Origin of the sequence: Solirubrobacter pauli, assembly GCF_003633755.1 — a bacterium.
In the GTDB taxonomy this organism is placed as follows: domain Bacteria; phylum Actinomycetota; class Thermoleophilia; order Solirubrobacterales; family Solirubrobacteraceae; genus Solirubrobacter; species Solirubrobacter pauli.
Genome location: NZ_RBIL01000001.1, coordinates 888532 through 909585, shown reverse-complemented (window position 1 = coordinate 909585; position 21054 = coordinate 888532). Strand labels below are relative to the sequence as shown.

At 73.7% G+C, this 21054-nt stretch carries 24 protein-coding genes and 1 pseudogene; 10 read left to right on the top strand and 15 right to left on the bottom strand.

Going from position 1 to position 21054, the window contains the following annotated elements; genetic code table 11:
- The first annotated feature begins 41 nt into the window (after window positions 1–41).
- Genes C8N24_RS04145 through C8N24_RS04130 form a run of 4 tightly spaced genes read left to right on the top strand, consistent with a single transcriptional unit; the run spans window position 42 to window position 3533 of the window.
- Complete coding sequence (locus tag C8N24_RS04145) at window positions 42–407, top strand: hypothetical protein (RefSeq protein ID WP_121248282.1); 366 nt, start codon at window positions 42–44, stop codon at window positions 405–407.
- Window positions 404–1084 carry a polysaccharide deacetylase family protein gene (locus C8N24_RS04140; protein ID WP_121248280.1) on the top strand — a complete coding sequence of 227 codons (681 nt, stop codon included), beginning with the start codon at window positions 404–406 and terminating at the stop codon, window positions 1082–1084. The genes C8N24_RS04145 and C8N24_RS04140 overlap by 4 nt, the downstream gene beginning before the upstream one ends.
- A complete protein-coding gene (locus C8N24_RS04135; protein WP_121248278.1) occupies window positions 1075–1602 on the top strand; it encodes an isochorismatase family protein in 528 nt (175 codons plus the stop codon). Before C8N24_RS04140 ends, C8N24_RS04135 begins: the two co-directional genes overlap by 10 nt.
- Window positions 1599–3533 (top strand): hypothetical protein, encoded by a 1935-nt coding sequence (locus C8N24_RS04130; RefSeq protein ID WP_121248276.1) that lies wholly within the window; start codon window positions 1599–1601, stop codon window positions 3531–3533. Before C8N24_RS04135 ends, C8N24_RS04130 begins: the two co-directional genes overlap by 4 nt.
- On the opposite strand, the gene C8N24_RS04125 is transcribed toward C8N24_RS04130, so the two are convergent.
- From C8N24_RS04125 to C8N24_RS04110, 4 genes are all read right to left on the bottom strand, one after another.
- On the bottom strand, window positions 3530–4255 hold the full coding sequence (locus C8N24_RS04125) for a gamma-glutamyl-gamma-aminobutyrate hydrolase family protein (protein WP_170178834.1): 726 nt from the start codon (window positions 4253–4255) through the stop codon (window positions 3530–3532). The genes C8N24_RS04130 and C8N24_RS04125 overlap by 4 nt on opposite strands.
- Before the next feature lie 93 nt (window positions 4256–4348).
- The gene (locus C8N24_RS04120; protein ID WP_121248272.1) at window positions 4349–4822 is read right to left on the bottom strand and encodes a GNAT family N-acetyltransferase; all 474 of its coding nucleotides are present in this window, start codon (window positions 4820–4822) and stop codon (window positions 4349–4351) included.
- Window positions 4819–5583, bottom strand: a complete 765-nt coding sequence (locus tag C8N24_RS04115; RefSeq protein WP_170178833.1) for an alpha/beta fold hydrolase — start codon at window positions 5581–5583, stop codon at window positions 4819–4821. The genes C8N24_RS04120 and C8N24_RS04115 overlap by 4 nt, the downstream gene beginning before the upstream one ends.
- Window positions 5580–6374 carry a class I SAM-dependent methyltransferase gene (locus C8N24_RS04110; protein ID WP_121248270.1) on the bottom strand — a complete coding sequence of 265 codons (795 nt, stop codon included), beginning with the start codon at window positions 6372–6374 and terminating at the stop codon, window positions 5580–5582. Before C8N24_RS04110 ends, C8N24_RS04115 begins: the two co-directional genes overlap by 4 nt.
- 27 nt (window positions 6375–6401) lie before the next feature.
- Here C8N24_RS04110 and C8N24_RS04105 point away from each other — a divergent pair, with 27 nt between their 5' ends.
- Entirely contained in the window at window positions 6402–7130 is a 729-nt protein-coding gene (locus tag C8N24_RS04105) for a penicillin-insensitive murein endopeptidase (RefSeq protein WP_121248267.1), read from the top strand.
- Here C8N24_RS04105 and C8N24_RS04100 read toward each other — a convergent pair.
- Window positions 7127–8605, bottom strand: coding sequence for a glycosyltransferase family 39 protein (locus tag C8N24_RS04100; protein WP_147447632.1), 1479 nt, complete (start codon window positions 8603–8605; stop codon window positions 7127–7129). The genes C8N24_RS04105 and C8N24_RS04100 overlap by 4 nt on opposite strands.
- Window positions 8606–8660: 55 nt before the next feature.
- Window positions 8661–9581, bottom strand: coding sequence for a glycoside hydrolase family protein (locus tag C8N24_RS04095; RefSeq protein ID WP_121248263.1), 921 nt, complete (start codon window positions 9579–9581; stop codon window positions 8661–8663).
- Between the two features lie 37 nt (window positions 9582–9618).
- Here C8N24_RS04095 and C8N24_RS04090 point away from each other — a divergent pair, with 37 nt between their 5' ends.
- Window positions 9619–10644 carry a DivIVA domain-containing protein gene (locus C8N24_RS04090; RefSeq protein WP_170178832.1) on the top strand — a complete coding sequence of 342 codons (1026 nt, stop codon included), beginning with the start codon at window positions 9619–9621 and terminating at the stop codon, window positions 10642–10644.
- Between the two features lies 1 nt (window position 10645).
- Here C8N24_RS04090 and C8N24_RS33665 read toward each other — a convergent pair whose 3' ends face one another.
- Window positions 10646–10801, bottom strand: a complete 156-nt coding sequence (locus C8N24_RS33665; protein ID WP_170178831.1) for a hypothetical protein — start codon at window positions 10799–10801, stop codon at window positions 10646–10648.
- 55 nt (window positions 10802–10856) lie between these two features.
- Here C8N24_RS33665 and C8N24_RS04085 point away from each other — a divergent pair, with 55 nt between their 5' ends.
- Window positions 10857–11351: a GNAT family N-acetyltransferase gene (locus tag C8N24_RS04085; protein WP_211339835.1), complete on the top strand. Its 495-nt coding sequence runs from the start codon at window positions 10857–10859 to the stop codon at window positions 11349–11351.
- On the opposite strand, the gene C8N24_RS04080 is transcribed toward C8N24_RS04085, so the two are convergent.
- Window positions 11338–12267: a DUF2332 domain-containing protein gene (locus tag C8N24_RS04080; RefSeq protein ID WP_121248259.1), complete on the bottom strand. Its 930-nt coding sequence runs from the start codon at window positions 12265–12267 to the stop codon at window positions 11338–11340. The genes C8N24_RS04085 and C8N24_RS04080 overlap by 14 nt on opposite strands.
- Window positions 12268–12288: 21 nt before the next feature.
- On the opposite strand from C8N24_RS04080, the pseudogene C8N24_RS34940 reads away from it, so the two are divergent.
- Window positions 12289–13533 (top strand): annotated as a pseudogene (locus C8N24_RS34940) (aminodeoxychorismate synthase component I); the annotation flags it as partial.
- A 556-nt stretch (window positions 13534–14089) separates the two neighbouring features.
- Here C8N24_RS34940 and C8N24_RS34935 read toward each other — a convergent pair.
- Together C8N24_RS34935 and C8N24_RS04065 are read right to left on the bottom strand one after the other, a co-directional pair.
- Complete coding sequence (locus C8N24_RS34935; RefSeq protein ID WP_121248257.1) at window positions 14090–14596, bottom strand: methyltransferase family protein; 507 nt, start codon at window positions 14594–14596, stop codon at window positions 14090–14092.
- 3 nt (window positions 14597–14599) lie between these two features.
- Entirely contained in the window at window positions 14600–14956 is a 357-nt protein-coding gene (locus C8N24_RS04065; protein WP_121248255.1) for a nuclear transport factor 2 family protein, read from the bottom strand.
- Window positions 14957–15007: 51 nt separating this feature from the next.
- On the opposite strand from C8N24_RS04065, the gene C8N24_RS04060 reads away from it, so the two are divergent.
- Window positions 15008–15781 carry a helix-turn-helix domain-containing protein gene (locus C8N24_RS04060; protein WP_121248253.1) on the top strand — a complete coding sequence of 258 codons (774 nt, stop codon included), beginning with the start codon at window positions 15008–15010 and terminating at the stop codon, window positions 15779–15781.
- Here C8N24_RS04060 and C8N24_RS04055 read toward each other — a convergent pair.
- Together C8N24_RS04055 and C8N24_RS04050 are read right to left on the bottom strand one after the other, a co-directional pair.
- Window positions 15683–16006, bottom strand: a complete 324-nt coding sequence (locus C8N24_RS04055; RefSeq protein WP_121248251.1) for an ArsR/SmtB family transcription factor — start codon at window positions 16004–16006, stop codon at window positions 15683–15685. The genes C8N24_RS04060 and C8N24_RS04055 overlap by 99 nt on opposite strands.
- A complete protein-coding gene (locus C8N24_RS04050; protein WP_121248249.1) occupies window positions 16003–17283 on the bottom strand; it encodes an NAD(P)/FAD-dependent oxidoreductase in 1281 nt (426 codons plus the stop codon). The genes C8N24_RS04055 and C8N24_RS04050 overlap by 4 nt, the downstream gene beginning before the upstream one ends.
- A gap of 18 nt (window positions 17284–17301) precedes the next feature.
- Between C8N24_RS04050 and C8N24_RS04045 the strand changes: the two genes are divergently transcribed.
- The gene (locus tag C8N24_RS04045) at window positions 17302–17814 is read left to right on the top strand and encodes a DoxX family protein (RefSeq protein ID WP_121248247.1); all 513 of its coding nucleotides are present in this window, start codon (window positions 17302–17304) and stop codon (window positions 17812–17814) included.
- Here C8N24_RS04045 and C8N24_RS04040 read toward each other — a convergent pair.
- Genes C8N24_RS04040 through C8N24_RS33660 form a run of 3 tightly spaced genes read right to left on the bottom strand, consistent with a single transcriptional unit; the run spans window position 17811 to window position 20973 of the window.
- Window positions 17811–18809 carry a substrate-binding domain-containing protein gene (locus C8N24_RS04040; protein ID WP_211339833.1) on the bottom strand — a complete coding sequence of 333 codons (999 nt, stop codon included), beginning with the start codon at window positions 18807–18809 and terminating at the stop codon, window positions 17811–17813. The genes C8N24_RS04045 and C8N24_RS04040 overlap by 4 nt on opposite strands.
- On the bottom strand, window positions 18806–20314 hold the full coding sequence (locus tag C8N24_RS04035; RefSeq protein ID WP_170178830.1) for a sensor histidine kinase: 1509 nt from the start codon (window positions 20312–20314) through the stop codon (window positions 18806–18808). Before C8N24_RS04035 ends, C8N24_RS04040 begins: the two co-directional genes overlap by 4 nt.
- Window positions 20311–20973 carry a DUF4097 family beta strand repeat-containing protein gene (locus C8N24_RS33660; RefSeq protein ID WP_170178829.1) on the bottom strand — a complete coding sequence of 221 codons (663 nt, stop codon included), beginning with the start codon at window positions 20971–20973 and terminating at the stop codon, window positions 20311–20313. The genes C8N24_RS04035 and C8N24_RS33660 overlap by 4 nt, the downstream gene beginning before the upstream one ends.
- Window positions 20974–21054 lie beyond the last annotated feature (81 nt).

Genomic DNA, 21054 nt, shown 5'->3' with positions numbered 1-21054 from the left:
CCTTTACGAAGCTTTTACCTTCACCCGCGACAACGGGCGGCATGGTCCGTCGCGCCGTCCTGATCGCCTTCGTGCTCGCGGCCAACGGGCTGGCGGCCTGGCTGGCGGTGGCGTGGAGCGGGGAGACGATCCAGGTCTGCGCCGACACGTTCCGCGCCGGCTCGCCTTCCGGCTGCACCGTCATAGACGAGTCCGTCGCGTGGGGGGCCGGGCACCTGGTGGTCCTCGCGCTCATGCTGGTGTCGCTGTTCGCCTTGGCGCGCTATCTGCTGCGGGGCGCACGCCGGTGGCTGGTCGCGACGCTGACGGTCGCCGCCGCCTTCGTCGTCGTCCCCGCCACGTACGCGGTACCCGCGGCGCTCAACGACTCCGGCTCCGTTCGGCTCGGCAAGCTGCTCGACCGTTGAGCGGCGAGCTGTCACAGGCGCTCGACGCCACCGAAGGGGTCGAGGTGTTCTTCCGCGACGATGACGCGGGCTGGGAGGACGCACGGCTGCTCGAGCTGGTCGGGCGGTTCGCCGAGCACGGGTTGCCGGTCGACCTGGCGGTGATCCCGGCGGAGCTGGACGAGCCGCTCGCGCAGCGCCTGCGCGAGAGCCACGCCGGCCTGCACCAGCACGGGTACGCGCACACCAACCACCAGCTCGAGGGGCGCAAGTGCGAGTTCGGACCGGCGCGCGACCGGGCGGCTCAGCACGCGGACATCGAGCGCGGGCAGGCGCGGCTCCAGGCGCTGCTCGGCGACCGGCTCGACCCGTTCTTCACGCCGCCCTGGAACCGCTGCACCCGAGACACGGCGGAGGTCCTGGTCGAGCTGGACTTCGTGCTCCTGTCGCGCGAGCACAAGGCCGAGCCGTTCGGGCGCCTCCCGGAGCTGCCCGTGCACCTGGATGTTGCGCGGCTCAGCCCCGACCAGCTGGACGAGCGGTTCGCGGCCCAGGTCCGCGAAGGCGGCCCGGTCGGCGTGATGTTCCACCACGGCGTGATGGAACCCGACGACATGGCCCGCGCGAGCGAGCTGCTCGAGCTGCTTGCCAACCATCCCCACGTCACGGCAAGATCGATGCGCGACCTATGCCCCTGACCGACCATGAGGACTGCGTGCTCGTCGTGATCGACGTGCAGCCCGGCTTCGGCGGTGACGCCGACGTGCTGGCCCGCGCGCACTGGCTGACGACGCTCGCCCGCGCGCTGGACGTCCCGATCGTGGTGACCGAGGAGGAGCCGGAGCGGCACGGCCCGACGCGGCCCGGCTTCGCCCAGCCGGGCACGCCGGTGTTCCGCAAGCCGACGTTCGGCCTCGCCGGCACGCCGGAGATCCTCGACGCCGTGAAGGGACCCCAGCGCAACACCGCCGTGCTCGTCGGGTTCGAGACGGATGTGTGCGTGTACCAGTCGGCGGTCGGCCTGCTCGACCACGGATTCGCGGTGATCGTCGTCGAGGACGCGGTCGGCTCGCCGGGCGAGATGCACGCGCGCGGCCTGCAGCGGTTGCGTGACGCGGGCGTCCGGCTCACGCACGCCAAAGCGCTGGCGTACGAGTGGGCGCGAACGGTCGAGGGTGCGCAGGTGCTTCCCCGGCCGGCGCCGTTCGCGCTGTGAGCAGCACGCGCCGGACGTTCCTGGCCGCCGCCGCGGTGGCCGCCGCCAACCCGCGGCTGAGCCTCGCCGCCCCGCGTCCGCCGGACGTGCCCGTCGTCACCGCACCGCCGCTCACCGACCGCGAGTACCTGCTCCTCGCCGACCGCATCATGGACCGCCTCAACCACACGTGGGTGCGGCACAAGCAGGCCTACAGCGCGGGCTCGCTCGAGGTCGGGACGATTTACAACGCGGCGATCCTGACCGTCCACGCGACCGCGGCGGAGCAGGGCCACAAGGGCCGCTCGCGCAACGACGGCCGGGCCCGGGCGCTCGTCCAGCAGCTGATCGAGAAGCCGGCGTTCTTCACCGGTCCGCGCGGCCGGCGCGACAAGATGTTCCACTCGCCGGGCTGGCTGGCGGACCTCGACCGCGCGAACGCGTCGCAGGACAAGTCGATCGACCCGAAGGTCGCGGAAGGCCTGGTGGCCGCGTGGCGGGCGCGGGAGGCGCTCCAGCTCGACCAGCAGACGATCGAGCGGCTCACGTTCTGCGTCGACCGCGTCGCGCGCGATTCGTTCTTCCGCTACCCCAACGTCCGTCTGAACCAGATCAACTGGAACGCCGAGCTGTACCTGGCGGCCGCGACGCTGACGGGCGACCCGGAGCTCCTGCGCCGCGACTACCGGCGCCAGCTGCGGCGCTTCATCCGCTCCAAGCGCAACCTCGGCCCGAGCTTCCGCTTCAACTACCTGCCGCACTTCCCGGCCGACGATCCCACCAACCTCGACAGCGCCGAGTACGCGAACATCACGCTGCACGCGCTGCTCGCCTACGAGCCGGCGTTGCAAGCGGGGATGACGCCGCTGCCGCCGCACGAGGTCGCCCGCCTGCGCGCCTGGGTGCGCCGCTGCCTGTTCGGCTACTGGCTGCACAGCGGGATGCTCAACTGGGACACCGGGCTCGGCGTCGCCCGCTGGATGAAGGCCAAGACGTGGGCGTACGCGCTGCAGGGCCTGCTGACGATCGCTTCCGCGCCGCGCTTCCACGAGGACCCGCGCTACGGCGGCTGGGCCAAGCACCTCTTCGACCGCTCGCTCGCGCTGTATGAGGCGATGCTCGTCGACGGCGACACGCGCGCCTACCCGTCGCCCCACCTGTACGGCGCGACGACCAAGCACCAGTCCGCCGGCGACCGGCGCGTGTTCTCCGCGCGGATGGCGGCCAACGCGGCCCGCGCCGTCACGCTCGGCCTCGGCGACCGGCCTGCGCCCGAGCCGCCGCCGTTCTTCGCCTACGACTCCGACATCGGCCGTCTCGCCGTCTCGACGCCCCGCTACGGGACGGCGATCGTCGCCTCCAGCCGCGGCGCGTTCCCGTACGGCGGGCTGGAGCCGGCCCGCCTGCTCACCGGCGCGGGCGCCCCGATCAGCCTCGGTGGACGCGGGGACCAGGCGTTCGGCCTCCTCGTGCGCGGCCCGGCCGGGCGCTTCGCGACGCAGACCGCCGACCGCGGCGAGCTGCGCCTCGTCGAACCACGCCGCCCCGGCCCGTTCGAGGACCTGCGCGCCACGACGCGGATCGCCAACGCCGACGTCACCGTCTCCGCCACCCACCGCTTCACCGCGACCGCGATCGAGACCGCCTGGACCATCGCCCGCAAGCGCGCGGTGACCATCGACGCGCAGTTCCCGACGGCCCACGACGCGACGATCGAGGCCGTGCACGCCGACGGCCGCGTCACACCGCTGCGCCCCGGCCAGCCCGGCATCAAGCTCGACGGCGTCGTCCGGCTGGACTGCGGCGCCTACACCGTCACGGTCAGCGGCGGCGCGTCCGCCCGCGCGCTGCGCACCAGCCCGCAGGCGACGAACCCGCGTCCCGGCCCGACGCTCGCCGTCCGCCTCGCCAGGACGACCACGCGCCTGAGCGCGCGGATCGTCGTCCGCTAAGCCACGAGCGCGAGGCCCGGGCGGGCCGCGGCGTCGATCAGCGAGCGCATGACCGCCGCGTGCTCGGGGCGGTGCGTGAGCACCTCCGCGTGCCACTGCACCGCGAGGTGGAACCGCGCCGACGGGTCGTGGACGGCCTCGATCGTGCCGTCGGGCGCGGTGGCGATGACCTCGAGCCCGTGGCCGAGCTCGTCGATCGCCTGATGGTGGAACGAGTTCACCGCGAGCCGGCGCCGGCTGGTGATCCGGTGCAGCGGCGAGCCCGCGGCGACCGACACCGCGTGCGTCGGCTCGTGCGGCGCGACCGGCGTCTGACGGTGGTTGAGGATGTGCTGATGCAACGTCCCGCCGCGGGCGACGTTCATCGCCTGCAGGCCACGGCAGATCGCCAGCACGGGCAGGTCGCGCTCACGGGCGGCCTCGTGCATGCGCAGCTCGTAGTGGTCGGCGACGCGGTCCACGTTCGGGCCGAGCTGCGGGTGGCGCTCCTGGCCGTAGGTGGCGGGGTCGAGGTCCGGACCGCCGCTGATCAGCAGGCCGTCGACGCGGTCGAGCAGGTGGTGCGCGTCGTCGCCGAACCCGTGCGCGGGCAGCACGACCGCGATCCCGCCCGCCTCCTGGACGGCGTGCACGTACGTCAGGCGCAGGTGCAGGCGCGGTGGGGCGAGGTCACGCGCCGACCGGCCCGGCGCAGGCGCCAGGGCCGCACCGGGCTCTTCCACGAGCTCGTGCGTGAGGATGCCGATCAGTGGGGGTCGTGGGTGGAAGATGGGGGAAGTACGCCCGTTTCGGAGTGCCGTTACGTGTGTTCTCGGTCACACCAGCCTGCGCTTGAGGCGGTACTCGTCACGCTCGGCGCGTTCGAACGCGAAGCCCGCGGCGGCGTAGGCGGCACGAGCAGGCGCGTTGCTGATCCGCACGGCCAGGTTCACCGCCCGGAAGCGGCGCTCGCCCGCCCACTCCACGCATGCCTCGAGCAGCGCGCGGCCCATGCCCTGGCGGCGCGCCTCGGGCGCGACCCACATGGCGTTGATGACGGCGTCGCCCGGCGACTCGTCGTCGGGACGCACGAGCGCCATCCCGAGCCAGCGGTCGGCGTCGTCGACGATCACGAACGTCCGTTGCCCGCCCTGCTCGGAGCGCCGCGCGCCACGCTCCCACCAGTCGGCGGGGCGGGACGCGTCGCCCTCGAACGTGGCGCCGAACGCGTCCGGGTCGGTCGCGAGCGAGCGCAGGCGGATCTCACGCAGGCGCTCGGCCTCGTGGGCACGGACGTGGCGGATCCTCACCCGAGGAAGGCGACCAGCTGCGCGACGTACTCGTCACGGACGGCGGCGGTGTCGTGGATCGTGTGCGGTGCGCCGGCCAGCCGGACGACCTTGACGTCGGGGTGCGTCTCGGCGAGCCGGGCCTCGTGCTCGGGCGGGAACGCGGAGCCCAGCGCGGGGTCGGCGGCGAGGATCAGCACCGGCACCGTGACCGGCGCGCGCGTGTCGGCGGTGGCGAGCAGGGTGCCGGCGATCACCGGGTCCAGCAGCTTGGGGTCGAGCGCGTGCAGCGCGTGCGACCGGGCGGCCAGCGCCTCCGGCGTCTGCTCGCCCTCGGGGTCGAGCTCGGCCTCGATCTCCGCCTCAGTGGCGCCGCGCGCCTGCCACGCGCGCACCGCCGACTGGCGCTGGCGGAACGGGGGGATCGCCGGGTTGGCGGCATGCGCGTCCGGCTCGCCCATGAACAGCGGCGGGTCCTCGAGGAAGAGCCGGGTGACGAGGTCGGGCCGGCGCTGGGCGACCGTCCACGCGACGACGCCGCCGAGCGAGTGCCCGACGATCGCCGCCGGGCCGAGGTCCTCGAGCACGGACAGCGCGTCCTCGACGTAGTCGTCCAGCAGGTACGACGCGGCGCGGCCGGACCGGCCGTGGCCGCGGAAGGTCAGCCGCACGGTGCGCCGGCCCTCGAGCGTGAGCCAGCGGTAGGTCGCGCCGGAGCCGCTCACGCCGTGCAGGAGCAGGACCGGCTCGCCGGTGCCCTCGGACTCGACGTGGAGCGTCAACGCGTCGCCTGCAGCGTGTAGATGATCGGAAGGACCTCGCCACCGATGCGTAGCCGGCAGCGGCCGTCGGCCTCCCGTGGCAGCAGGTCGCCGCGCAGGTCGCGGGCCGCGTCCATGTGCTCGTGCAGCGCGTCGATCCGCAGCCCGGCGCCGATCGCGGCGGTGACGACCTCGCCCAGCGAATGCGCGTACTCCACCGTCGCGGTCGCGGCGACGTCGGCCTTCGCGTCGGCGTAGGAGCCCGGCTCGTCGAACGTGCGCGCCCCGTCGAACGCGTACGGGAAGTCCAGCACCAGCGGGTCGGGCGAGCCGACCATCAGGAACAGCGGGTGCAGCTCGACCAGCACGAGCCGACCGCCCGGGCGCAGCGCCGTGGCGACGCTGCGCATCCACGCGTCGATGTCCGCGATCCAGCAGAGCACGCCGGCGGTCGAGTAGACGACGTCGAAGCGGCCGTGCAGCGCCTCGGGCAGCGCGGTGGCGTCGGCCTGGACCCACTCGATCTCGACCCCGGCCCGCTCGGCCAGCTCGGCGGCCGCCGCGAGCGACCGCGGCGAGAAGTCCACGCCGGTCACGCGCGCGCCGCGACGGGCGAGCGAGATCGAGTCGAACCCGATGTGGCACTGCAGGTGCAGCACGTCGAGGTCGGTCACATCCCCGACCGCCGCCGCCTCGTGCTCGCTCAGCGAATCGCGCCCGGCGACGAGTGCTTCCTTGTCGTAGTAGGCGTCTTGGCCGTGGACGGCCGCGAGCGCGTCCCAGTGGGCGCGGTTGACGTCAAGGGCGTCCATGCCGCGCAACGGTATACCTGGAGGTGGATGCGGTACGTCGTGCTCATGGTCGGCCTCGTGCTCGCCGCCGGTGCGGTGGCCTTCGCGCAGGAGCCGACGCCCGCGCCCGAGCCGACGCCGACGCCGACGCCGTCACCGGTCGCCACGGAGACCCCGGTCCCCGCCGGCACGCCGGCGTTCGAGGACCCGGTCGACCAGCCGAGCGTCCCGCCGGACTTCGCCGCGATCCAGTGGCGCGCCTCCGAGGCCAAGGGCAGCTGGGCGCGCAAGGGCCGGCTGGTGCGTGGCGTCCTGCTCCCGGAGCTGGGCGAGGACTTCTTCACCTGGGACCCGATCTTCAACCGGATCCCCAACCGCGAGTGGCGCCGCTACGGCACCGACCGGCTGATCCGCACCGTGCTGACCGTGATCCATCAGTTCCGCACCGAGCACGACAGCGCCCAGCGCGTCGGGATCATGGACCTGTCGCGCACGCACGGCGGCAGGTTCGGGCGCGAGTACGGCGGGCTCGGCCACGCGTCGCACCAGAACGGGCTCGACATCGACATCCTCTATCCGCGCAAGGACGGCACGGAAGCCCGGCCGACCAAGCCCTCACAGGTCGACCGCAAGCTCTCCCAGGAGCTCGTGGACCGCTTCGTCGCCGCCGGGGCGATCAAGGTCTTCGTGGGGCCCAAGCTCAAGCTCAAAGGCCCGAGAAACGTCGTCGTGCCGCTGATCTACCACGACGACCACCTGCACGTCAGAGTGCGCTAGCGGACCTGGTAGAGCTCCGCGCGCACCGTGTTCTTGCGCCACGGGAGCGTCTCCACGGTGCCGATCGCGCGCAGCCGCGGCGAGGCCTGCATCGCCGCGCGCCACTCCCGCGTGCGGATGCGCACGGCGCGCGCCCAGGGCGACTGCGAGAGCCGCTGGCCCGGCTCGGGCGTGACGATCAGGATCCGCTTGCCCGAGGGCAGGCGGTCGATCGCCGGCAGCAGCTCCGTCTCGGCCTGGCCGCCGCGCAGACGCGCGAGCCCGTCCCGCCAGTCGGTCTGGCGGGGATCGGAGACCAGGCCCATCGGCGTGAGGTAGACGACGCCCTGCGGCAGGTAGCGGTTCAGCGCCGGGACCTGCTCAGGCTGGGTGGAGACGACGAGGTCGCCGGGGCGGATCGACGGCGCGACGCCGGTGGACACGGTGCGCACGTTGCTCTTGGACGGCGGCGGGCTGTTGACGGCCCAGACACCGGCGACGCCGATGAGCGCCAGGACCGTCCAGCCCTTGCCGCGTGAGACGACCGACGCGAGCGCGAGCAGCAGCGGGCCGAGCAGGATCGCGCTGTAGCGCGTCGCCCATGCGGGCTGGACCTGCGAGCACAGCCACGCCAGCAGCGCGGTGCCGATCGCGATGCCGAGCAGCATCTTCACGGCCCGGTCGACCGGCGGGTGCCGGCGCACGGCGAAGAACACCGCGACCAGCAGCAGCGGAATCGCGAAGTGCCCGAACAGGCCGCCCGGGATGATCAGCAGCACGAGCGCCGACGGACGCTCCGCCCAGGGCGCGGCGGTATGCGAGGCCTGGAAGAGCACGACCGGCAGCCACGGCAGGTAGGCCAGCGCGACGAGCACGGCGAGGCGCACGCCGTCGGCGGTGCTGACCTCCTGCCGGCGGCGCAGGTGCAGCCACACCGCGCCCATCGCGGCGGCCATGAACAGCGCCCACGTGTGCGTGTAGAGCAGCAGCGTGAGCCACACGCCCAGCCACGCGACGTGCCGGCGCTCCCCGCGCACGAACGCCAGCACGAAGCTCGCCGACGCGAGGATCGACAGCAGCACGACCAGCGAGTACATGCGCGTCTCCTGCGCGTAGTACGTGAGGAACGGGCTGCCCGCCGCGCCGGCCGCGGCGAGCACGCCGGCGCGCTTGCCGAACAGCCGCGTGCCCGCCCACAGCGACGCGGGGATGGCCAGCAGCGCGAAGATCAGGCTCAGCCCACGCGTGGCCGCCTCGGTCGTGCCGACCACCTGCATCCAGCCGTGCAGGAGCAGGTAGTACAGCGGCGGGTTGCCGTCCTGGCCGAGTGCGCCCGGGATGTCGCGCAGGTCGTGCGACGCGATCCCGACCGAGATGCCCTCGTCGATCCAGTAGCCGCCGTCGAGCGCGCCCGTCCGCAGCAGCAGCGAGGCGGCCATCAGGAGCAGGAGCGCGCCGGCCACAACGACCGGCTGACGGGCGGCGAAGCGGTTCACGTCAGGGTGCAGTGTGCCCCGCGGCGGATGGCGCGAGGCCACTTGCGAACAGCGCTTAACCCGGCGTGGTGAACGGGATCGGGTCGATGATGTGGAAGCTCAGGACGCCCTCCGGCTCGGTGTTGCGGAAGCCGATGAACACCCACTCGCCGTCCCGTGTCTGGACGAGCGGCGCCGCGAACAGCTTCGGATCCGTCGTGAACGGCTTCGCGCGGGTGAGGTCGAACGGGCCGACCGGCGAGTCCGCGGCGACGATCCAGGTCGAGAAGTCCCCGAACGACAGCCGCTGGCTCTCGCTCTGCTCCTCCGGATGGCAGGTGAACACGAGCAGCCACCGGCCGTCGACCTCGCGGACCTGCATCACCTCGAGCTGGCCGAAGCCGGCGGGCGTGCTCAGCGGCGGCTGCAGCGTCCAGGAGCGCCCGTCGCCGCTGGTCGCGTGGCCGACCACGCCATCGCTCAGGCGGGGGGCCGTCGCCGCGCGGGCGGTGATCAGCATGTGCCAGACGCCTTCGTGGCGGAACACGAACGGGTCGCGCCAGGTCTCGCTCACGCGGTCCGCGTGTGTGAGGTACCAGCGCGGGTCCGGCGCGACGAGCGGCATCTCGCCGACCCGGCGCCAGCGCAGCAGGTCGTCGGACTCGGCGAGGCCGATCTGCTGGTCGCGCACGCCGTGCCCGCGCGACGTGTTGAGCGCGGTGTAGTACATCCGCCAGACACCGTCGTCGCCGCGCGCGACCGATCCCGTCCACAGCGCCAGGTCGTCCCAGGTGGCGTGCTCGCCGGGGCGAAGCGCGTCGGGGTGCACGTCCCAGTGGACGAGGTCGGTCGAGCTCGCGTGGCCGATCACGGCCGCTTCGTGGCGCAGCGCCGGGTCCTTCAACGCGGCCGGGGCCTTGAGGAAGAACAGGTGGTAGCGCTCGCCGTCGTCGGCGATCCAGCTGTCCCAGATCCAGTGCTCGGGGTCCTGCAGCATGCCGCGAACGCTGTCACATGCGCTTACATGGAGGCGGATGGACTCACGGTCGGTCTTCGTGGTGCAGCGGACGTTCGGCACGGTCCGCCGTGGCTACGACCCAGACGAGGTGGACCGCCACCTCGAGCTCGTCTCGGAGATGTTCAACCGCGGCCTGGCGGGCGAGCGCCGCAAGGAGGCCGAGCTGCTCGCCGAGGAGGCGCGCGGGGCGAAGCTCGAGGCGGAGGCGACGCTCGAAGGCGCCCGCCTGAAGGCGGACGCCGACCTCGCGGCGGCGCGCGCGGAGGCCGCGACGATCCGCGAGGCGGCGCGCGCCGAGGGCGTCGCCGCGGCCACGTCGGAGGCGGATGCGCTGCTCGCGGCCGCCGACGCGCGCGCCGTCGAGGCCGACGCGCACGTGGTGGCGGCGCAGGCGCGCGTCGCCGCGCTCGACGCCGAGCGCGAGTCCGTGCTGGCCGCCGCACGCGACGAGGCCGCGGCGCTCGTGGCCGCCGCGCAGGCGCGCGTGGCGACGATCGACGCGGACCGCGACGCCGCGTTGGCCGAGGCGGGCGAGGAAGCCGAGCGCATCGTCGCCGCCGGTCGCGAGCGTGCCGCTGCCGCCCGGTCCGACGCCGAGCGCGCGCTCGCCACCGCGCGCGAGGAGGCCGAGCGCATCGTCGCCGCCGCGCAGGCGCGGGCCGCGACCATCGACGCCGACCGCGAGGCGGCGCTGGCGGACGCGCGGGAGCAGGGCGCGGACATCGTCGCTGCCGCCCGTGATCGTGCGGCGGGCGTGGACGCGGACCGCGAGGCGCGGCTCGCCGCCGCGCACGACGACGCCGCGCGGATCGTCGCCGCCGCGCGCGAGCACGCGGGGTCGATCGACGCGGAGCGGGAGCGGCTGCTGGCGGCCGCCGAGCGCGAGGTCGCCGCCCAGCGCGACGCGCTCCTACGGGACGCCGAGCGCGAGGCCGACGACTACGCCGCGCGGCTGCGGGCCGAGGTCGACGACGAGATCGCGCGACGCCGGCGCGAGATCGAGCGGCTCGTGGACGCCGCCCGGCGCGAGCGCTACGGCTGAGTCAGCGGCGCGGGTCGTGGTCGTCGTTGACCACGTCGAGCAGGGCGCGGATCGTGCCGGCCAGGCGGGCCTGCTCGTCGAGTCCGGCCATGCCGGCGGCGCTGGCGACGCGCACCTGGCGCTGGTAGGCGGTGAGCATTGTCTTGGCGGTGGGCATTGTCATCTAGAGGGTGCCCGATGCCACGCGATGCATGAGTAGGGTTGGCCAGAGGATGGAGGACGGTCCGATCTTGCACGGTGAGCGCGTGACGCTTCGCCCGCTCGCCGACAGCGACGTGCCGGCGCTGAACGCGATCATCGCGCTCCCCGAGGTGCGCCGCTGGTGGGGCACCGATCCGACCGTGGACGACCAGGATGCGTTCACGATCGTCGTCGACGGCGAGATCGCCGGCTGGGTCGGCTGGTACGAGGAGGACGACCCGGACTACCGGCACGGCGGGCTGGACATCTTCCTGGCGCCGACGTTCCACGGGCGCGGACTGGGGCGTGAGGCGCTGCGGCTCGCCGCGCGCTGGCTGATCGACGTGCGTGGCCACCATCGGCTGATCATCGATCCGGCCGCCGCCAACGCCAACGCGATCAAGGTCTACGCGTCGCTCGGCTTCAAACCGGTCGGTGTCATGCGCAACTACGAGCGCGGCCCGGAGGGCGACTGGCACGACGGCCTGCTGATGGACCTGCTCGCGGACGAGCTCAGCCCCAGCTGAGGAAGCCGCCGTGGCCGTCGACCATGGCCACGCGCTCGCCGCCGCTGGCCAGCGCCATCAGCTGCGGGTGGGGCTCGAAGCCGAGCAGGTCCGGCGCCTCGGCCGCGAACCACGCGGCGCCGAGCCGCCGCACGCGCTCGCGGAACGCCGCGCGCCCGTCGCGCGGCACGTAGGCCAGCACCGCGGTGTGGAAGATCACGAGCGTCGCGTCCCGGGGCGCCTCCGCGGCGAGCGCGTCGAGGTCCGCCGTCCGCAGATCGCCCTCGACGATCCGCGGCGGGTCACGGCGCGCCACGTCGACCGCGCGGTGCAGCGTCTCGATCCGGTGCTCCATCCCCGGCCAGATCAGCAGCTCCAGCCAGCGGACGCGGTCCTCGTCGAAGACGTCGATCGGGTCCAGGTCGAGCCCGGCGCGCCACACCACCTCCGGCGGCGCGTCCGGGAGCGGGGGAGACCCCTCGGTGCGGCAGCGCAGCACCGGCGGGCCGGTGCCCAGCACGTGCGCGCCGTCGTCGTAGTCGTAGCCGTACCGGTCCGGGAACAGGCACAGCCCGGCGCTCGCGCCGACCTCGAGCAGCGCGAGCGGCTGCGGCAACGCCGCCAGCAGCGGCAGCATCAGCGCGCAGCGCGCGGCCTCGTTGGTCTGCGTGCGCCGCTCGAGCATCACCGCCTCGACCTCGTCGCGCCGGTCCTTGACCGTCGTCTCGAACTCCGCCCAGCCCGACGGCGTCCCGGCGACCAGCCGGTAGGACGCGAACACCAGGTTCGGCTGGCGCTTGCCGACCGGCAGCGCGTCGAGCCACTCGAGCAGCTCCCGGTCGCCGGCGAGCCCCGCGCCGAGCTCCGCGTACAGCGGTGAGCGGTGCGCCTCGTGGTGGGCGAAGTCCCGGTACCGGCGAGCGAGCCGCTCGATCACCCCGCGTAACGTAGCTGTGCCGTGCGGGTCCCGCTGAACTGCTCCCTCTCACCCGAAGCCGCGTTGCTCGCGCTGCGCGGCGAAGCGTGGCCGTTCGCGCTCGCCGGGCGTTGGGCGGGCGGCGGCGCGATCGTCGGCTGCAACCCGACGCGGCTGCTCGCGCCGGGCGAGGACCCGTTCGAGCGGCTGGAGGACCTGCCCGCGCCCACGGGCGAGGCGACCGTCGGCGGCGGCTGGTTCGGCTGGCTCGGCTACGGCCTCGGCGAGCGCGTCGAGCGGCTCCCGCCGCGCCCGCCGCGCCCGGTGCCGCTGCCGGATGCGCACCTCGCCTTCTACGACCACGTCCTGCACCTCGACGCCGACGGCCAGTGGTGGTTCGAGACGCTGACGGGCGACCTCGCGCCGCTGGACCGGCTGCAGACGCTGCTGGCCGCCGCCGCCGAGCCGCCAGCCGCCGCCGCGGCTGCGCCGGGCGCGTCCGCGGACGCGGCGGACACCCCACCCGCGTTCACGTTGCGCGGCGGCGCCGGGCACGTCGCCGCCGTCGCCGACTGCGTCGAGCGGATCGCGGCCGGCGAGATCTTCCAGGCCAACCTGTGCCTGCGGCTGGAGGCGGCGTGGGATGGGGACGTCGCGGAGCTGTTCGCCCGCGCGCGCACGCGGCTCCAGCCGGCGTACTCGGCGTGCTTCATCACGCCGTGGGGCGGGATCGCGAGCCTGTCGCCGGAGTTGTTCCTGCGGCGCGAGGGACGGGACGTCACGACCGGCCCGATCAAGGGCACCGCACCGCACCCGGAGGCGCTGCAGCACTCCGAGAAGGACCGCGCGGAGCACGTGATGATCGTCGACCTGATGCGCAACGACCTCGGCCGGGTCGCCGCGTTCGGCAGCGTCCACGCGCCGGTCGAGCCGCAGCTGCAACCGCACAGCGGCGTGTGGCACCTGGTGTCCGACGTGCACGCGACGCTCGCTCCCTCCCGCGGCGACGCGGACCTGCTGCGCGCGACGTTCCCGCCTGGCTCGGTCACGGGCGCGCCGAAGGTGCAGGCGCTGCACGTCATCTCGCAGCTCGAGTCGACGGGGCGCGAGGTCTACACGGGCGCGATCGGCTACGTCAGCCCGCACGCGGGCCTGGAGCTCAACGTCGCCATCCGCACGTTCGAGCACCGCGCCGGCCGCCTGTGGCTCGGCGCGGGCGGCGGCATCGTCGCCGACTCAGACCCGCACGCCGAGCTGGAGGAGTGCATGGTCAAGGCCCGCCCGCTCGTCTCCGCCATCGGCGGCACGATCGCCGAACATAAAGTGCATGGCACTTTAGGTTTCCCCGCGCCGCTCGTGCACGGCCGGCCCGACCCCGCACTGGGCGTCTTCGAGACGCTCCACGGCCGGCGCAACCTCGAGGCGCACCTCGCGCGGCTGCGTGCGTCCGTGTGGGAGCTGTACGGCGAGGAGCTGCCCGAGATCGACGTGCCGGACGTCGACGCGGCCGTGCGGATCGACTACCGGCCCGGCGGGGAGGTCACGGTCAGCACACGTCCGATCGTGGCCCGCCCGCTGCCGATCGTGCTCACGCCGTACACGCTCCCGGGCGGCCTCGGAGCGCACAAGTGGCGCGACCGCACGCTGCTCGACGCACTCGACCCCTGCGCGCTGCTGCTCGACGGGGACGGCACGATCCTCGAAGTGGCGTGGGCGAGCGTGATCGTCGAGCGCGACGGCGTCCGCTACACGCCGCGCGAGGACGGCCGCATCCTGCCGAGCACGTCGCGCCCCGACGCGGTCCAGCGCGACCTCACCCTCCAGCCGGGCGACGAGCTGCTGGTCAGCTCGTCCTTGGCGGGACTGCTGCCGGCCGTGCTCGCGGGAACCAGCCCGGCACCGCCCGCCGGTACGCCGCGTACTCCGCGCCGAACTGCCGCGCCAGCGTCGGCTCCTCGTACAGCCGCACGAAGCTGAAGAACACGACCATCAGCGCCGCGCCGTACACGAGCAGCGCGTCCGACCCGAAGATGCCCGCCTGGCCGAGCACGCACGCGACGACGGCGATGTACATCGGATTGCGCACCCAGCGGTAGAGCCCGCCGACGACGAGGTGCCGGGTGGGCGCGACCGGCGCCGGCGTGCCGATCCCCTCGCGCACGAACCGCGCGAACGCGTGCACGAGCACGGCCGCGGCGCACGCGGTCACGACGGCGCCGACCACCCGCCAGCCCATCCAGCCGGGTGAGCCCTCCCAGCCCGTGATCGCCCACGGGACCACGCCCGCGACGACGCACGGCGCCGCCGCGAAGAACAGGGAGCTGCCGGCCGCCGCCGAGGAGCGCTTCATGGCTCAGGCAGTCTCGAGGAAACCGGTGACCGAACGCAAGCGCCCATCCGCGCCGACGGTCGCGAAGTCCGTGCCACGCGCGACCGGACCGTGGCCGGCGGTCAGCGTCCACGCGAACCGCACGACGTCGTTGTGCGCGTCCGGCCCGAACGCGAGCTCGAACCGGTGACCGGGGAACTGCGCCTGCGCCGCGCCGATCATCGCCGCGATCTCGTCCGGCCCGCGACCGGCCATCAGCGGGTCCAGGTACGTGCCGTCCTCGGTCCACGTCTCGCCGACGAGCGCGCGGCGCCGCTCCGGGTCGGCCTCGTTCCAGGCCGCGATGTAGGTGTCCACGACGGAGGTGATGGTGTTCGTCATGCCCGGCATCCTCACCGACCGAGGTAAGTGCTTCAATTACCTCAGAGGTAAGTGTCCGTCGGCCCTTTGATCAAGCAGTGGCGCACCCGCCGGCGCCTGTCCCAGCTCGACCTCGCGCTCGAGGCGGGCGTCTCCGCGCGGCACCTGAGCTTCGTCGAGACGGGCCGCAGCCGGCCCAGCGAGCAGATGGTCCTGCACCTCGCCGAGCACCTCGACGTGCCACTGCGCGAGCGCAACCGGCTGCTGCTCGCCGCCGGGTACGCGCCCGCCTACCAGCAGCGCGACCTCGACGCGCCCGAGCTGCAGCCGGTCAAGCAGGCGCTCGACCAGCTGCTCACGGCGCACGAGCCGTTCCCCGCGGTCGTCGTCGACCGGGCCAGCAACCTCGTCGCGGCGAACCGCGCCGCCGGGTTGCTCACCCAGGGCGTCGCGGCGCACCTGCTGGAGCCTCCGGTCAACGTGCTCCGCCTCGCGCTGCACCCCGACGGCATGGCACCGCGGATCGAGAACCTCGCCCAGTGGCGGGCGCACCTGCTGGCCGACCTGCAGGTCCAGATCGACCAGACCGCGGACGACGGGCTGCAGGCGCTCTACGACGAGCTCGCGGCGCTCCCGGGCCCGACCGAGCCGCACGGGCACCACGACGTGTTCGTCCCGCTGAAGATCGACGGCCTGACGTTCCTGTCCACGCGCACCACGTTCGGCACCGCGCTGGACGTCACGGTGTCAGAGCTCGCGATCGAGGCCTTCTTCCCGGCGGACCAGGTGACGCTCGAGGTCGTCCAGGCGATCCGCCCAGTAGCGGCGGTAGGGCGCAAGCCATAGGTCAAGCTCGACTAGAGGCTGAGGGTCGAGCCCGTACCAGCGCCGCTGGGCGTCCACGCGGACCTTCACCAGCCCGGCCTCGCGCAGCACGCGCAGGTGCTTGGAGACGTTCGGCTGCGACTGGCCGAGCCGCTCGACGAGCTCACCGACGGACCGCTCACGCTCGCGCAGCAGATCGAGGATCTGGCGTCGCGACTCGTCGGTGAGGACGTCGAAGAGCCTCACGGCATGTGGTCTTCGCCCGTGATCAGGCGCGTCCCGCGGCCGTGGGTGAGGAAGCTGAAGCCCCAGCGCGTGAACACCAGCACGCGGTTCTCGAAGCCGACCAGGTACCAGAGGTGGATGCCGAGCCAGAGGACCCAGGCGATGAAGCCCGAGACGCGGAAGCCGGGCGGGAGCTCCGCGATCGCCCGGGCGCGGCCGAGCGTCGCCAGGTTGCCCTTGTCCTTGTACTTGAACGGCCGCGCCTCACCGCCGCGCAGCTTGGACTTGATCGAACGCGCGGCGTAGCGGCCCATCTGCATCGCCACGGGCGCGACGCCCGGCAGCGGATCGCCGTCCTTCACCTGCACCATGTCGCCGATCGCGAGCACGTCCGGGTAGCCGGGCACGGTGAGGTTCGGCTCGACCAGCAGCCGGTCGACGCGGTCCTGCTCGGCACCCGCCGCCTTCGCCAGCGACGTCGTGACGCTCGAGGCGAGCACGCCCGCGGCCCAGATGACCGTGCCGGCGCGGATCTTCTCCTCGCCCTTGTCGGACTTGACGGTCACGCCGTCGGCGTCGATGGCGTTGACCATGTTGTCGGTCGCCACCTCGACCCCGAGCGACTCCAGCGACTTCTTGGCCTTCTTCGAGAGCCGCTCGGGGAACGCCGCCAGCACGCGCGGGCCCGCCTCGACGAGCAGCACGCGCGTCTTCCACGTGTCGATGACGCGGAACTCCCGGCGCGTGTCGCGCGCGATCTCCGCGATCTGCCCGGCCATCTCCGCGCCCGTCGGCCCGGCGCCGACGATCACGAACGTCAGCAGCCGTTCGCGCTCGACCGGGTCCGAGACGACCTCGGCCTCCTCGAACGCGCGCAGGATCTGCGCGCGGATGTGCAGCGCGCCCTCGAGCGTCTTGAGCTCGGCGGCGTGCTCCTGCCATTCCGGGTGGCCGAAGTAGTTGTACTTGGAGCCGCCGCCGACGACGAGCGTGTCGTAGCCGATCGTCTCGTCCCCCGCGGCGGTGCGCAGGTTGATGGTCTTGGCATCCAGGTCGAAGCCGGTCGCCTCGGCGAGCATCACCCGCACGTTCTCCTGCTTGCGGAAGATGCTGCGCAGCGGGTACGCGACCTCGCCGGTCGCCAGCGCGCCGGTGGCGACCTGGTACGCGAGCGGCTGGAACAGGTGGAAGTTGCGACGGTCGACGATCGTCACGTCGACGTCTGCGCCCTTCAGATGAAGCGCGGTTTGGAGGCCGCCGAAGCCTCCGCCCACGATGACGACACGATGCTTGGCCATTTGCACCAGACTATTGGCATGAGATTCGGCATCGCGATCCTCCGCGCCGTAATCGGGGGGCTCTTCATCGGTCACGGGCTCCAGAAGCTCAAGGGCTGGTTCGGCGGCTTCGGCATCGAAGGCACCGGTGGCTGGATGGAATCGGTCGGGCTGTATCCCGGCAAGCACCACGCCACGGCGGGCGGCGTGGCCGAGACGGCGGGCGGCGCGCTGCTCGTCGCCGGCTTCGCGACGCCGGTCGCGTCGGCCGCGCTCACGGGCTCGATGACCGTCGCCACGCTGAAGGTGCACGGCCAGAACGGCGTCTGGGGTCAGAACAATGGCTTCGAGCTGCCGCTCGTGATGACGGCGGCGCTGTTCGCGATCACCGGCAGCGGGCCGGGCAGCTTCGCGCTGGACCGCCGCGAGTGGGGCACCGCCTGGGCGCTCGGCGCGCTCGCCGCCGGCATCGGTGGCGGCTACCTCGCCATCGAGTACTCCAAGGCGAACACGCCCGCCGAGACCCCGGAGGCACCGGCCGAGGCCGCTTAGCGGATCGAACGCTCGCTCAGCTCGAGCGCCTGCGCAGCGTCACCGCGGGTGACGAAGTGCGGCCCCGTCGCGACCACGTCGCCCTGGGACGGGAAGATCCCGTAGCGAGCGCGCAGGGCGAGCATCTCGATCGGCAGGTAGCCCTGCAGGAACGCCTGCTGGTCCACGGCGAAGCCGATCCGGCCCGCCTGGACCGCCTTCAGGACGTCCGGCCCGAGGTCGAACGTCCCGATCTTGACCGGCTTGCCGGCGAGCGCGTCGGCCGCCGCGAGCCCGCCGAGGGAGTTCGTGGTGAGCACGCCGTCGGCGCGGTCGGACGCGACCGCGGCGGCGATCCGCTCCGGGGTGCCCGGATCGTCGTCGGTGATGGCCAGCACGCGTGACGTGCCGCCGGCCTCCTTCATCGCCTTCTCCAGCCCGGAGCAGCGCAGGTCGAGCCCGGTGTTGCCGATCTGCTGGTTGACGCAGATCGCGCGCCGCACGCCGGCCTTCGCCAGCCGGCGCCCGGCCTCCAGCCCGGCGCGGTCCTCCTCCTGCCCGACGTGCGCGAGCACGCCGAGGCGCCGGAACTGCCCGCTGCCGGAGTTGATCGAGACGACCGGGATGCCGGCCTTCACGGCCCGGCGGATCGCGGGTGCCAGTCCGGGCTCGGGGATCGACACGACCAGGCCGTCGGGCTTGGTCGCGACCGCGTCGTCGATCAGGGCGCTCATGCGCTCGAGCGAGTACTCGTCCGGCGACTGGTAGTCGACGAGCACGTCCAGGCGCCGCGCGGCCGACTCGACGCCGTTGCGGATGATCGCCCAGAACTTCGAGGACGCGGGGCCGTGCGTGACGACCGCGAGGCGCACCGCGCCGTCCGGGGCGGGCGCGCCCGGTACGGGGGACGAGCTGGCCGTGCCGGAGACGCGCACGGTCGGCTCGCGCTCGGCCACGGGCTCGCCGCAACCGGCGAGCACGAGCGCCGCCACCAGGATCAGCAGCGCGGACCTCAAACCGGGAGCCTCGCCATCAGCCGCGTACCTTCGCCGATCGGGCTGTCGATCTCCAGCGTGCCGCCGACGGTGGCGACGCGGTCGTCGAGCCCGCGCAGGCCGCCGCCCGCGGACGGGTCGACGCCGCCCACGCCGTCGTCGGCCACGAGCACGACGAGCGCCTCCGGCTCGAGCTTGACCTCGACCCACGCGCGCGTCGCCTCCGCGTAGCGCGCGACGTTGGTCAGCGCCTCGGCGACGAGGAAGTACGCCGCGGCCTCGACCGGCGCGGGGAGGCGCTCCTCGGGCAGGTCGAGCTGGACGTCGACGGGCACCGTGGCGCGCTCGGCCAGCGACGTGACCGCCGGGGCGAGGCCGCGGTCGGTGAGCACCGCGGGGTGGATCCCGCGCGCGAGCTCCCGCAGCTCGGCCAGCGCGCTGGCGAGGCGCTCGGACAGGTCGTCGATCGCGTCGTCCTTGAGGCGCGCCTTGAGCATCCGCAGGTCCAGCGCGAGCGCGACGAGCTGCTGCTGCGCGCCGTCGTGCAGGTTGCGCTCGATCCGCCGGCGCGCGGCGTCGCCCGCCTCCATGATCCGGTAGCGCGAGAGCCGCAGCTCCTCCACGCGCGCCTGCAGGTCCGCGCGCAGGCGCTCGTTGTCCAGCGCCATCGACGACGCGGCCGCGGCCGCCTCCACCAGCTCCGCCGACGTGTCCAGCGACGCGTCGTGCAGGATCGCCGCGACGCGCCGCCCGTCGCGCTCCACCGCCGTCCACGCGCGGCCAGAGCCCGGCGCGGGCAGCGTGACGTCGTGGCCCTGCTCGTCGACGAACTTCTCGCGGTCCGGCAGCCAGTAGGCGACGCTGATCGAGCGGTCTCCGAGCGACTCGGCGAGCATCTCGCGCACCGGTCCGGGCGAGCCGCCCGTGCGCGGGATCATGACCGCGCGCGTGATCACGCAGAGGACGCGGTAGAGCGTCTCCAGCGTCGCGATCGTCAGCGCGGCGGCGGGCAGCGCGAGCGCGAGCAGCAGCACTCCGAGCGCGGTCGTGAGTGCCCACGGCCCGATGTAGTCGACCTCCGCCGAGCCGGCGATCCCCTCCACCCCGAGCTCCAGCAGGACGGCCAGCACGGCGACGGGCGCGAGCGCGACGGCGATCAGCGCGAGCGCCAGCAGCGGCCGGATCGTCAGGAACGCGGCCATCCGCCACAGGCCGCGCTCGGACAGCAGGTCGAGCGTCCGCCGCAGCGCGCCGCCGTTGCTGCGGGTCCGGCCCGGGTAGCGCGGCACCTGCGCGTCCAGCCAGCGGTTCGCGGCGCGCCGGTCGAGCTTGGCGAGCGTGCGGCAGGCGGTCGCGCCGGCGACGACGAGCGGCAGCCCGATCCCGAGCACGCTGAGCGCCGCGCCGATCACCAGCAGCGCCACGGCCGGCCACGCCAGCAGCGTCACGGGGAGGCTGACGACGAGGTAGGCGATCGCGTGGCCGGCGCGGTTGAGCCGCCGGTCGAGCTCGAGCGCCTCGATCACGAACGGCCCTCCACCCACACGTCGCCCGAGCCGCTCAGCACCTGGACCGAGTACGGCGCGTCCGGCTGGGCGGTGACGCCGCGGACGGCCTCGTCCCCCGAGGTGCTCTCGGCGTCGAGGTCGTAGCGGCCGGGCGGCATGATCGCGCGGATCGCGCCGCTGCCGGTCCGCAGGGACATCCGCGGCGGGGCGCACGCAGCCTGGACGGCGATCGTGCCGCGGCCCGCGCGGGCGTCGAGCGAGTTGCCGCAGTAGCCCGCGATCGCGATGCGGCCGTCGCCGGTCGTGACCTTCGCGGAACCGCGGTAGCCGCGCAGGCTCACGTTCCCGCCCGTGGTGCGGATGTCCAGCGCGACGTTGTCCGGCACGACCACGCGGAACGACACCCTGCACGGGCCGAGCAGCGACACCGGGCAGCGGGCGCGCAGCCCGAACGAGGCGCCCTCGGCCCGCTTCTCGATCCGCGGCTCGTGGCCGAACGCGAAGCGCTCGGTGCGTTGGACCTCGACGGCGTCCCGACGGCCGCCGCCGACGACCAGGACGTCGCTGTCGGCGACGTCGAACGTCAGCGCCTCGACCGTCCCCACGACCTCGAAGGACGGCTGCGTCGCCTTCGTGGAGGCGACGGACGCGACGAACAGCGCAAGCGCCCCTCCCACCACCAGGAGGGCCGAGACTGCCACAACACGGCCCCACGGCGACAACATGCGGCGCCGAGCTTATAGCCGCTCGGCGCCGCA

Bases quoted from the DNA above. Each gene is read 5' to 3' on its own strand.
- C8N24_RS04105 (WP_121248267.1), top strand. From the start codon at position 6,402: ATGCGGTACGTCGTGCTCATGGTCGGCCTCGTGCTCGCCGCCGGTGCG.
- C8N24_RS04045 (WP_121248247.1), top strand. From the start codon at position 17,302: ATGAGATTCGGCATCGCGATCCTCCGCGCCGTAATCGGGGGGCTCTTC.
- C8N24_RS04110 (WP_121248270.1), bottom strand. From the start codon at position 6,374: ATGGACGCCCTTGACGTCAACCGCGCCCACTGGGACGCGCTCGCGGCC.
- C8N24_RS04090 (WP_170178832.1), top strand. From the start codon at position 9,619: ATGGACTCACGGTCGGTCTTCGTGGTGCAGCGGACGTTCGGCACGGTC.
- C8N24_RS04050 (WP_121248249.1), bottom strand. From the start codon at position 17,283: ATGGCCAAGCATCGTGTCGTCATCGTGGGCGGAGGCTTCGGCGGCCTC.
- C8N24_RS34935 (WP_121248257.1), bottom strand. From the start codon at position 14,596: ATGAAGCGCTCCTCGGCGGCGGCCGGCAGCTCCCTGTTCTTCGCGGCG.
- C8N24_RS04145 (WP_121248282.1), top strand. From the start codon at position 42: ATGGTCCGTCGCGCCGTCCTGATCGCCTTCGTGCTCGCGGCCAACGGG.
- C8N24_RS04095 (WP_121248263.1), bottom strand. From the start codon at position 9,581: ATGCTGCAGGACCCCGAGCACTGGATCTGGGACAGCTGGATCGCCGAC.
- C8N24_RS33665 (WP_170178831.1), bottom strand. From the start codon at position 10,801: ATGCCCACCGCCAAGACAATGCTCACCGCCTACCAGCGCCAGGTGCGC.
- C8N24_RS04065 (WP_121248255.1), bottom strand. From the start codon at position 14,956: ATGACGAACACCATCACCTCCGTCGTGGACACCTACATCGCGGCCTGG.
- C8N24_RS04135 (WP_121248278.1), top strand. From the start codon at position 1,075: ATGCCCCTGACCGACCATGAGGACTGCGTGCTCGTCGTGATCGACGTG.
- C8N24_RS04085 (WP_211339835.1), top strand. From the start codon at position 10,857: ATGGAGGACGGTCCGATCTTGCACGGTGAGCGCGTGACGCTTCGCCCG.